General features: G+C 38.3%; 10 protein-coding genes. 6 read left to right on the top strand and 4 right to left on the bottom strand.

Translation table 11 applies throughout. The features are described from left to right. Nucleotides 1–152 precede the first annotated feature (152 nt). The 6 genes from D0T85_RS06415 (at nucleotide 153) to rseP (ending at nucleotide 6,413) form a co-directional block, all read left to right on the top strand. Entirely contained in the window at nucleotides 153–308 is a 156-nt protein-coding gene (locus D0T85_RS06415) for a hypothetical protein (protein WP_163211418.1), read from the top strand. A gap of 64 nt (nucleotides 309–372) precedes the next feature. Further along, on the top strand, nucleotides 373–774 hold the full coding sequence (locus tag D0T85_RS06410; RefSeq protein WP_163211416.1) for a hypothetical protein: 402 nt from the start codon (nucleotides 373–375) through the stop codon (nucleotides 772–774). Between the two features lie 86 nt (nucleotides 775–860). Next, nucleotides 861–2,894 carry a M48 family metallopeptidase gene (locus D0T85_RS06405; RefSeq protein ID WP_163211414.1) on the top strand — a complete coding sequence of 678 codons (2,034 nt, stop codon included), beginning with the start codon at nucleotides 861–863 and terminating at the stop codon, nucleotides 2,892–2,894. A 36-nt stretch (nucleotides 2,895–2,930) separates the two neighbouring features. Continuing rightward, a complete protein-coding gene (locus tag D0T85_RS22495; protein ID WP_203558430.1) occupies nucleotides 2,931–3,800 on the top strand; it encodes a M23 family metallopeptidase in 870 nt (289 codons plus the stop codon). Nucleotides 3,801–3,803: 3 nt separating this feature from the next. Beyond that, nucleotides 3,804–4,964 carry a 1-deoxy-D-xylulose-5-phosphate reductoisomerase gene (locus tag D0T85_RS22490; RefSeq protein ID WP_203558427.1) on the top strand — a complete coding sequence of 387 codons (1,161 nt, stop codon included), beginning with the start codon at nucleotides 3,804–3,806 and terminating at the stop codon, nucleotides 4,962–4,964. 90 nt (nucleotides 4,965–5,054) lie between these two features. Continuing rightward, nucleotides 5,055–6,413 (top strand): RIP metalloprotease RseP, encoded by a 1,359-nt coding sequence (rseP, locus tag D0T85_RS06395; RefSeq protein ID WP_163211412.1) that lies wholly within the window; start codon nucleotides 5,055–5,057, stop codon nucleotides 6,411–6,413. Nucleotides 6,414–6,584: 171 nt separating this feature from the next. On the opposite strand, the gene D0T85_RS06390 is transcribed toward rseP, so the two are convergent. From D0T85_RS06390 to D0T85_RS06375, 4 genes are all read right to left on the bottom strand, one after another. After that, nucleotides 6,585–7,559, bottom strand: a complete 975-nt coding sequence (locus D0T85_RS06390; RefSeq protein WP_163211410.1) for a hypothetical protein — start codon at nucleotides 7,557–7,559, stop codon at nucleotides 6,585–6,587. A 239-nt stretch (nucleotides 7,560–7,798) separates the two neighbouring features. Beyond that, nucleotides 7,799–8,803: a fimbrial protein gene (locus D0T85_RS06385; protein ID WP_163211408.1), complete on the bottom strand. Its 1,005-nt coding sequence runs from the start codon at nucleotides 8,801–8,803 to the stop codon at nucleotides 7,799–7,801. 11 nt (nucleotides 8,804–8,814) lie between these two features. After that, nucleotides 8,815–9,771 carry a FimB/Mfa2 family fimbrial subunit gene (locus D0T85_RS06380; RefSeq protein ID WP_163211406.1) on the bottom strand — a complete coding sequence of 319 codons (957 nt, stop codon included), beginning with the start codon at nucleotides 9,769–9,771 and terminating at the stop codon, nucleotides 8,815–8,817. Between the two features lie 91 nt (nucleotides 9,772–9,862). After that, the gene (locus tag D0T85_RS06375) at nucleotides 9,863–11,173 is read right to left on the bottom strand and encodes an Mfa1 family fimbria major subunit (protein WP_163211404.1); all 1,311 of its coding nucleotides are present in this window, start codon (nucleotides 11,171–11,173) and stop codon (nucleotides 9,863–9,865) included. Between the last annotated feature and the right edge of the window lie 606 nt (nucleotides 11,174–11,779).

The following is an 11,779-nucleotide window of genomic DNA, read 5'->3' as shown; positions in this document are numbered from 1 at the left end:
GTTGATGAGATTGAGTCTATTCTCCACCCCCAGTCGCTTCGCTTCACTGGGGGTTATTCAAATTTTACCCCAAGGGGTAATTGCTTGTGAACTCTTTTTAGTTCGTTTCAGCCACTAACTGAACCAGACGAGATGATTTAAAAAAGATTTAAATGAAAGAAATAGCAATCGGAATAGATATTCCTGTGAAAGTTGAATCTGCTGTTTGGTCAACAATTATTTATAACCAAACAGAAAAAGCAGGCATTTATTTAAAAACTCAGGATAGAGAATCTGGTCGCATAAAAGTGCAAGTCGCCAACCGCTAGCAGCCATTTACAGTGATATTGAAATGAGAGATGAACAATTAAAAAAACACTAAACAATTCAGAAATGAGAGTTTGGGAAGAACAGAAGATGGAAAGTTTGACCGACAATTTGCGATTTGAAGATGATGAATCAGGTGTGATTTTTAACCATTATTCATTTTGCGAATTAGTGAAGCATATAATGGTAAAATATGGAAAAATAAGTTATGATTTAGCCACAAATAAACTGAATAATTCAGATTTGATAAAAATGCCAAAGTCAATTAATGAAGTTTTGTTTTTGACACACGAATTGGAATTTCATTGGGCTATGCTTTTGACTTATGGGAATATGTATTGGACAAAGGGTATTCCAAGTGACTTTAATGAGTTTAAAGAAGAATATTTTGCTTGGGAAGAAGAAATAAAACGGAAATACAAACTGAAAGAGTCATATAGATATTATGACAAGATGACTGATGAATAAAACAAATACATATGTTGTTTCTTATAATTAGCTTTGAATATCTTCTAAATTATTTGTACTTTCGGGCCATCTAGTTATTATACATTATGGAACACGACAAAGCAATTGCACGTTATTCTTCTAACGTTATTTTTAGAATTATTCTTTTTATACTGGTTTACATCTGCCTGATCGTTGTTGGGGGTATCCTTATTTGGTTAGCTTTTCAACTGGCAATTATTGGGTTTCCCAATATTATTCAGATAAGAAATCTTTATGGAATGTTCTTTGCAGCCATGGCTATTCTGGGTGCCATAGGTTTTGCATTGATGTTTGGTTTATACTTATTTAAATTTCTGTTTGCTAAAAACAAAAACGAAAACCTGAACAGAAGAGAGGTGAAAGAGTCTGAATGTCCCCAATTATTTAAGACCATTCGTGAAGTAGCCCAAGCAACCCATTGCCCTATACCTAAAAAAGTATTTATATCGCCCGATGTTAATGCGTGCGTATTTTATAATACCAGTTTCTGGAGTATATTTTTACCAGTAAGAAAAAACCTTGAAATAGGAATCGGTTTGTTTACAGCCCTTAATGTAGACGAGCTAAAAGGAATTCTGGCACATGAGTTCGGGCATTTTTCGCAAAAGAGCATGAAAGTAGGTTCAGGTGTTTATATTGCAAACACTGTGCTTCATGACCTGGCTTTTCAAGAAGATAAATGGGACGAATGGGTAAACCAATGGTGTGCAATCAATGTGTGGATTATAGCCTTGTCGGGTTCGTTAACCCGCGGGTTTACTAATTTGGTAAAGAGACTTTTACGTGCTATGTACGGTATGGTAAACCGGTCGTATATGCAATTATCCCGGCAAATGGAGTATCATGCCGACTCTATAGCCTGTAAATATACAGGTAAAGATGTTTTTATCTCCGGCCTGTGTAAAATAGATTTTACCGGAGCAACCTTCCAATACTCTGCCGGAATAGTGAAAAGCATGATGGATAAAAAGAAAAAACCGGAAAATGTATTCCGGGTACATACCATTATTACCGATATCCTTTCGGCAGAATCGGGTAAAAAAATCAATGCAGGAATATTGCTGGATGAACCGATAGATAACTCCACTTCTTACTCCCGGATTACATTGCAAAACTCGTGGGACTCGCACCCATCGATCGAAAACCGAATAGCCAATGTACAGGAACTTACAGTTAGCAAAGAAATAGATCTCAGACCAGCATGGGAACTCATTCCATCGGATGTTGTAATCAGAATGTCCAACCTTTTATTGTTAAATTTGCAGGACATTAGCGAACTGGAAGAGGCAACAGATGTGGAGTTAGCCGAACATTGCGAGCAATATCATAAGGAACATTCTGTACCATCACAGTATAGCGCATTTCTGGATCGTGCCATTATCTTTTTTGATAGAAAAGAACTAACAGCCAATGACGTTTTAATAAATCCGTTTACAGAAGAAAACTCAAAACTGTTAAAAGAACTCGAAGCTGCCATTGAGGACTCTAATACCATGTATGGAATACAAAACAAGCATATAGAGGCCGAATATATTTTATACAACGGAACTCGCTATACTCCTAAAAACCTTCCTGTTGAAGAGCATCTTAAGTATGTAGAATCATTACGCGAAAAGGCAAAATATATAGATATTGATGTGTACAAGTATGCAATTAACCATGCAGCAAATGAAGAGAAGAAAGAAGAAATAAACCGACTGTATGATGCACATTTTATGGTTCAGAATCTCTTTGATAAATACGAATACGAAACCACTACACAAGTAAATACAATAATTGCCACCTTTAGTGTGTCGATGAGTAGAACCGAAGAAGAAATTATTGAAATAAAGAAATATATATTCTCAATGGAGGATACCATCAAAAAGATGATAAAAGAAACCCAGTGGGAGTTAATAGAATCTTTTGTTGAGCACGAAATGATAGCTCCGTTAAAAAAGTTTGGAGATTCGGAAAGCCATCAATCCATTCAGGCAGATATAGATATTAAAACGATAGAGTTACTTATTGAATTACAAGATGCTTATTTTGAAGTAATCCGGTTGCTGTATATAATAACAAAAGTAAAAATGGGTAGGAATTTATTGGATGCTGAATAAGAATTCTTACTTTTGCGTTTCCAATAAAACACTATGATGGCGAAAAAGAAGAAATGGCTCACGAAAGCGTTGTGGCACAATTTCAAGTTTAAATATAAAATTTCCATTTTCAATGAAAACACATTGGAAGAGATTGCAGCAATTCATGTATCCAAACTGAATGGCCTTTCGGTTCTTCTCACTGTTTTAATTGTACTATTTGCTATTGCCGCCGCCATTATCGCATTTACACCCCTACGGAATTATCTGCCAGGCTATATGAACAGCGAAGTCCGTTCTCAGATTATGGACAACATTTTGCGGATGGATTCACTTGAAAACGTGCTCGAAAGGCAGAAACTCTACATCATGAATATCCATGATATCTTCAGTGGTAACATTAAACCCGATACCATAACATCTATGGAGAACCTGACGGCTGTTCGTGAAGATTCGCTTCTGGCGCGTTCCGAACGCGAAGAAGAATTCCGTAAACAGTACGAAGAGGCCGAAAAGTACAATCTAACTACCGCAATAACCATTCAAACACAGTCCGACGGAGTAATCTTCTTTCCGCCAACCCGGGGAGTAATAAGTTCTTCTTTTGATGAAGACATCAGTCACCTGGGTATTGATATTGCAGCCAACCTTGGCGAAAGTGTGGTTGCAGTACTCGAAGGTACTGTTATTTTGAGTACATACACAGCAGAAACCGGCAATGTTATAATGGTACAGCATAGCCAGGAATTTGTGTCTGTTTATAAACATTGCGAAGGATTATTAAAGAAAGTGGGCGATCAGGTAAAAGCCGGAGAATCTATTGCCTTGGTAGGCAATACCGGGACTTTAACCACCGGACCGCATCTTCATTTCGAACTCTGGCACCGTGGTAAAGCGGTGAATCCCACAAGTTATATTGTTTTTTAAACTATGAAGAAGAAACAGATAGCAATATTAGGATCAACAGGCTCAATAGGTACACAAGCATTACAGGTTATTGCCGAACATCCCGATTTATACGAAGTTTACGCACTCACTGCCAATAACAGTGTAGAACAACTCATCATACAAGCCCGGCAGTTTCAACCCGAGGCTGTTGTAATTGCCAACGAAGCAAAATACATTCAGTTAAAAGATGCCTTGGAAGACTTGCCTGTAAAAGTATATGCAGGTATGGAAGCCATCTGCCAGATAGTAGAATCGGAACCCATTGATATTGTACTTACTGCAATGGTAGGCTATGCCGGTTTGAAACCAACAATGCACGCCATACAGGCAAAGAAGCTCATTGCATTGGCAAATAAAGAAACATTGGTGGTTGCTGGTGAACTGATATCGCAAATGATGCAACAATCCGGTTCAACGGTTATTCCGGTCGATTCGGAACATTCGGCAATATTTCAATGTATAGTTGGCGAGGGTGCAAACGCTATCGAGAAACTGATTCTTACAGCATCAGGAGGGCCTTTCCGTACATTTACCAGCGAACAGTTGAAAAGTGTAACCAAGGTTCAGGCCCTGAAACATCCCAATTGGGAGATGGGAGCTAAAATAACCATCGACTCGGCCAGCATGATGAATAAGGGATTCGAAGTAATTGAAGCCAAATGGCTTTTTGGTGTACGTCCCGATCAGATTGATGTAGTGGTGCATCCGCAATCAATTATACACTCTATGGTGCAGTTTGAAGACAGCTCTATAAAAGCACAACTTGGTTTGCCGGATATGCGATTACCCATTCAGTATGCTTTCTCATACCCGGACAGGGTTCGTTCATCGTTCGATAGATTGGACTTTACACAATTCTCAACCCTTACGTTTGAACAGCCGGATACAACACGTTTCCGCAATCTGGCTCTGGCTTATGAGGCCATGCATCAGGCTGGTAATATGCCTTGTATCCTGAATGCAGCCAACGAAGTAGTAGTAGCTGCTTTTCTGCGTGACGAAATATCATTCCTCAAAATGAGCGAGGTGATTGAAGAAACCATGCAGAAAGTATCTTATATAAAATCACCTAGCTACGAAGATTATGTAGCTACAGATAAAATGGCAAGAATAATTGCCGGAGAAGTAATGAGTTTTAAGTAATGAGTTTTGAGTTTCGATGCCGCATCATAACTTAAAATTCAAAACTTATAACTCATTACTCAAAACTTATAACTCAAAACTTTAATAATAATGGAGACATTTTTAATTCGTGCCCTTCAGTTAATTATGAGTTTATCAATACTTGTAATTGTACATGAGTGTGGTCACTTCTTTTTTGCCCGCCTGTTTAAAATAAGGGTGGAAAAATTCTGTTTGTTTTTTGATCCCTGGTTTACTCTATTCAAACATAAACCCAAGAAAAGCGATACTGAATATGCTATAGGTTGGTTGCCTTTGGGAGGCTATGTGAAAATATCGGGTATGATTGACGAGTCTATGGATACCGAGCAAATGAAACAACCGGCTCAACCTTGGGAGTTTCGTTCAAAACCGGCATGGCAAAGATTGCTGGTAATGGTTGCCGGGGTAGTATTCAACTTTATACTGGCATTGTTTATTTACTCGATGATTCTTTTTGCGTGGGGCGATAGCTATATCTCTGTAAAAGATGCAAAGTTGGGTATGCAATTTAACGAAACCGCTTTAAAGGTTGGTTTCCAGAATGGAGATATTCCTATATCGGCCGATGGAAAAGAGTTTGTTCGCTATGATGGTGATATGCTTCGTATGATTGCAAATGCCCGCGAAGTAACTGTACTACGTAACGGTGCTCCTGCATCGGTATATATACCAGAAGGATTGATGCAAAGTTTAATGGCAGACTCTGTGCGTTTTGCTTCTTATCGTTTCCCTTTTGTGTTGGATAGTATTGTACCTAACTCGCCTGCTTTTGTAGCCGGATTACAGAGAGGCGACAGTATAGTTGCCTTAAATGGTATGCCTACTCCTGCCTATTATGATTATTCGGAATTAATTGAGGCCATTGAGAAAAATGCAGCTACTGCAACTACCGATAGCTTGAACGTGCACGAAATAACCCTTGATTACTACCGCAACGGCGAGCTATGTACAACAACAGCAGTTGCCGATTCGGCTTTTAAAATAGGTGTTCTTCCTCAAGGCAATCTTTCAAAATTCCTTCCGCTTGTAAAGGTGAGTTATAGTTTCTTTGAATCCTTCCCGGCAGGTATTAAGCTTGGAGTCAATACGCTTAAGGGCTATGTTGGTGATATGAAATACCTCTTCTCTAAAGAAGGAGCCAAACAAATAGGTGGCTTTGGTACCATCGGAAGTATTTTCCCAGCTCAGTGGGATTGGCATGCATTTTGGTATATGACGGCTTTCCTTTCAATCATATTGGCCTTCATGAATATTCTGCCTATTCCTGCTTTGGATGGTGGACATGTATTATTCCTGTTATACGAAATCATTGCTCGTAGAAAACCAAGCGATAAATTTATGGAATATGCCCAGGTGGCAGGTATGCTGTTATTATTTGGCTTACTTATCTGGGCAAACTTTAATGACGTATTAAGATTCTTCTTTTAGTGAGTAGTGAGTTATGAGTTTTGAGTAATGAGTTTTGAGTAATGAGTTATGAGTAGTGAGTTTTGAGTTGCGATGCCGCATGGAAACTCATAACTCATAACTCACCACTCATAACTCATAACTCAAAACTCACCACTCATAACTCATAACTCAAAACTCACCACTCAAAACTCATTTCAACATTTTGTGTTGCCTTTCGAAGAATAATCTACGTTCGCGTTCGCTACTCTCGGATATACATGTTGAGAGAGATTTCATGGATTGTATCCAATCGCGTACTCTGCCGGAGGTTTTCGGATTATTCATATTTTCGGTTTGAAAGAAGTAATTTCTGAAGAAACTGTGGCACTCTGTATCTGAGATGTGTGCCAAACAGGTAATGCTGATATTTACAGTAGAAAAATAAACACTCAGTTCAGGTACATAGCTGTGGTTATCGCCTCCTTTTAAAAGTCGTTCCAGGTTGATAAGCAAATCACGCAAATCGGCTTTAATAGCAGCTACATCTTCATCGGAGAGTACAAGAATATTATAAAAGAAGGTAATATCATTAACCAGGTTCCAGATTACCGGATAGTCCCAAATATATAGCACTTTAGAATACTTCTTGCATGCTTCGAGTAGCTTTTCGCCTACCACATGTATTTTTTCAGGAAGCACCCAGTCTTTGTACTTATAATAATCTTCTGTGCCAATGTAGCAATACCCCCATTTGAAGAACATGAACTTACAGAGGTTAGGATAAGGAAGAAAGAATTCAATTGGCAATGAATCGAAAACCGAATATAGTTCTCCGTTTTCACTTACCGATTTATTTATTTTATTCAGAGAATTTTCCATTTGTCGGATAAGCATGTCCATTGAATGACGACGTGTCATTGGTTGCGACATCATTACAGTAACTGTACTATATAAAGGGTTTTCTTTGGTCATATCGTCCAACGAAATGTTGAAACGTCGAACCAAAAGACCAATCTCACTGGCACTAAACAATACCCTTCCCGATAGCCTTCGGTAGGCCGACTCTCGTTCTATACTTAGTTCATCCGCAATTTCATTTATCAGTTCCGATCTTTTTCCGGGGAGGTTGTGTAGCATTTTTAAAAACTCTTTGTGTAAATCAAACTTCTTCGTTTTCATCATCATACATCGTTAGATTTTTTAGCTAATTAATTGGGTTTATTGGTTATTGAGGGGTCTCTCTTTTGGGGTCAGCAATAATTCAAAGAAAACATTCTATTGTTATGTTAATATACAGCTTTTATACAACACTGTCAAATCGATGTTTAATACAGAACATATAAACCGAAAAAGAGAACAGGTTATTTTCTATACAAGTTACAATACTTTAGCAGTAAACAACAGTATGGAATCGGGCTAGGTTTTTACAATTGGTTTGGTAAGTCTATTTGTGTCCAATCTTGAACAATCGTATTGAATGTAAACGTGGTTGATAGTACTTTTCCATCAATATCGAGGAATGTATTGCGCGGAAGCGTATGGTCTGTACCCGGTTCGAGGCATATTATGCCCTCAGAAACATCATCGGTTCCAAAACCAAGAGTCAGTTTAAGTGCTTTGGTAGCATCTGTTTTATTGAAAAAAGTGTTTTCGGGCAAAATAATACGGTTGCACTGTACTTTCCAGATGTACTCATCAACAGGATTGGTAATAGGTGTAATGGTGATGTCGGTTGTTGGTATTGTAACTCCGGCTGCTACTACAGTTCCGTTGCTGATGATAGCAGGCGCCAGATATACACGGTCGGGTACATTGGTAAAACGCATTGTTTTTTCTGTAGAAAATCTATCGTATTGCGATTGGGTCATCTGCAAAGCTATATCAAGGCGAACACCCAAACGCTCCATCCATATTGGCCATACACCTGTTTCCGGTGCCTGCATATCGGGGGTTTGGTATTGCTCGTAGGCTAATATAAGCACATTGTCAATGCGTGTAACCATGGGTATGTTTTTGCTGGCAGCAAATGCCGAGGCTGCAAAGCTCATATCAAATAAATTTATAGCTTTACTACCTGGGTTTTGTGCAGCCAATTGTGCTGCTATTGCAGGGTCACTATCCTCGTTGGCAACAAACACAAAGTTGTATCTACCTGTTTTAATATTGAGTTTGGTTGGGTTGTTTATTGTAGGTACAAATATATTGAATGCCAGCTGCTGGCTTCCCGATTCGTAAATCAGCACACGTAGCGTGGATATGTTCCGGTCGGCCGGATCTCCTTCGTGACTGTTTGGTGTGTCTGCTCTCGATTCGGCAGATACTAATATTACCACCGGTTCTTCATTTTGTTCCAAATTATCTTTTGAGCAAGCTCCTTGCAGCATTGCTATTAGTGTTAATAATAAAATTGTTTTGCAATATTGTTTCATTTGTATTGTTTTTAGCCTATAATTTGCGATTGATGTTTGAATTGCCATCCGTTTATTGTAACTGTAACTCCCAGGTCGACATCAAAATCGAGTGTAATATCGAACACGTGCGTTTGGTCGAAGAAGTTGCTGTAATCTGTTTGGGCAGGATATGCTTTTTTTATCATTTCAATCAGGTTTCCTGCAAATAAAACTTCGGTTGTTCCGTCGCTGTTGGTGGTTGATAAGGAGAGACGGGGCGAACGTCCATCTGCCAGTCGAAGCGTTTTGAACGTTCCTGATATTACCCCGTCTTTAAGCTTTCCTTTTCGTTTATATGTAAACATCCCTTGATTGGGGTCGCTGTTGGCAAATTGGTGTGTAAAAGTATGGCGAGCATTGTTGTCGTTAATTTCCAGGTCGTAGTTTGCCTCGGGTTGGGGCAATCCTTTTACTTTTACATCAATAATATTAGTATATAAAATAAGTGGTAATTTAAACACATTCTCTACATCGGCCTTTACGTATGCGTTGTTTATAAAAGCAAAGTGGAGGTCGGCTATATCTTCGGTCACTACTTTATTGGGTGGATAATGAAACCTCAGTTGCATGTCTATTTTGTTTGGTTTCTCAGTTTTACATTGTTCTGGTGTGTAGTTGGGTATGTATTCATTGCCCAGGTTTGTCCATAATGCCAGATGATAATTTCTTTCTGGATCTATGTTGAACGAAAATTTGTATTCTTGTCCGGATGTGTACTTCCCTTTAGTTGCCGAAGTAACATAGTTGCCGTTATCATCGAATACATATAATTGCGAATTATTTATTGTTTGTTGATATGTTGCGGCTCTTGTTTCTTCTGTTTCTGCTATTATCACTACATGCATCAGGTTGTTGTTGGGGCAATTATCCCTTTCGTCAATGCACGAATTGACCCCCAAGCTTATAATAAAGCACAGGATCAACATAATATGTTTACTATTTCTCATGTTTTATAACTTGGGGTGGATTTCTTTTCGTTATAGTTTGGTTAAATAATGGCCGCCACGTTTTTGGCAACCATTATTATAGTACTTAATTTTATTCCAATGTTACAGCTTTAGTGCTATAGTTCCATGCTTTGGTTGTAATACTTACAATAAGTGATGTTGCTGTTTTAACAACTGGTTCGTTAGGATTTGCTGGATCAACTGGAGTTTCTCCATTGGTAGCAGTGTCTCCGCTTGTTCCCAATCCGTTAACACCATCTATGCTGATGTGAATGAAATCGTTACGGTGCAGTTCGAGTTTTTTGCCGGCGTCGTCTTTGTTCAAATAAACATAGTAGTAGCAGTATGATCCTTTGTATTCTTCTTTTGTAGCTTTAAGAGTTGGATTAAGAGTTGAAAGGTTAGCACAAATTGCATCGGCAATGGTTTCGGTTGCAGCAAAGTAAACATCACCTTCGTAACGTACTACCCAAATGTTATTATCACTATTCAATGCATAGGCCACTTCTTTGATAGTTGTGCCATCTAATTCGTGCAATTTAGCAGGTTTGAAAGAAGCTCTTACTACAGCATAAGTAGCTTCGCCGGAAGTGCCTTTTTCTGTAGCATTTTCAATAGCATAAGCACCTACCAATCCGTTACTGGCTGTGTTGTTTGCATTAATGTTAAAAAGAGTAGTTGGAGCACCGTTTCTTTTGTAAGGAGTGATTAATTTACCACTGTTTACAACTTTCATTGGATACATTTCAGAACCATCCTGGCCTACAGCAAATTTGTCGATAGTGTAAGTTACATTATCTTTAGTATAGCTGGTTGTAGAACCATGTGATACAGCTACTTTAGCAACTAAACGCTCTACTTCTACTGCTACAATGTTTTTCTGAGGTGTGCTGCCCCCAGCTTCTACTGCTTCGAGTAGTCTTTTTTCAACTTTAGTCGAGAACATAGCACTACCGTTTGCTCCCTGAAGGTCGCTTGCACTTACTGCAATAGCTTTAGCCAGAGCACTTTCGGTAGTAAAGCTTTGCATGCTTGTTGGAAGATTGATACCTACATAAATGTTTTTTGTACCATTTGTAGTTAAAATCTTGTTTTCTTCTTTAAGTGTATACAAGTTTTCGGTTGTTGCATCAAACTTGTCGGCAGTAAATGTTTGGCCACTTCCCGAAGCAGCCGCTCCGTTTTCGAAGATAAATACAGTTACATTAGTTACTTTCAGCTCGTCTGTAGTTGCATTACCATCAACTACACTTCTTGTTTCTACTTTAGGAAAAGCCACAGCGATATTCAAATGAGCATCTTTATCGCCTTTGATAAACTCGTTCGGATTGTCTTCGTTGGAACAAGAAGCGAACATTACTGTAGCTGCACATGTTACACCCAGAATTGATTTTAGTTTCATAATTTAATTGAATTTGTTAATGAATAAAAATGAACTTGAAATTTTGTTCTGCAAAGCTACGGTGATATTTGTTTGTAAAAAAGACAGATATAACCGTGCATTTTTTTTGATTAATCACATTTGTCACAAATCAGATTGTTTACTATGATGATTAATCCTATATTGGCTGATTTGGATTAAAAACTGTGATATTTATTCAGATAATATTGAGTTTTATAGTTGATTTGGATGATAATAACAGGCTTTTCGGCTTATGATGAATAATGGAGCTGTCATGTTCGGAAGATCTCATTCGTCACGAAGTGGGAGGCTCCGCAGGCTATCCTCCTTTGCCCGAAGGGCGGAGGAGGATATCAAAAAAAGAGGGAACCTTGTGTTTTTTGTAATCCCGTACAGACGATTTATCGCAAAAAAACCATCATAAGTATCATAGCGTACTTATTGATCTGTATTTCAATATATTACACTATGACAGATGCCCAAAAAGTAAAACATAAGTACCACTCAAAGGTAAGCGTCTCCGCTTTGTCGCCTATATTGTATTTCTTGTTTGTTCTTGGTCAAGGAATGACTGATTTTTTAAAATTCAAAGGGATTTCTTAAGAA

The sequence above is a fragment of the Bacteroides sp. 519 genome (assembly GCF_010500955.1).
In the GTDB taxonomy this organism is placed as follows: Bacteria; Bacteroidota; Bacteroidia; order Bacteroidales; family Bacteroidaceae; genus Bacteroides.
This window is presented reverse-complemented; position numbering and strand designations above follow the sequence as displayed.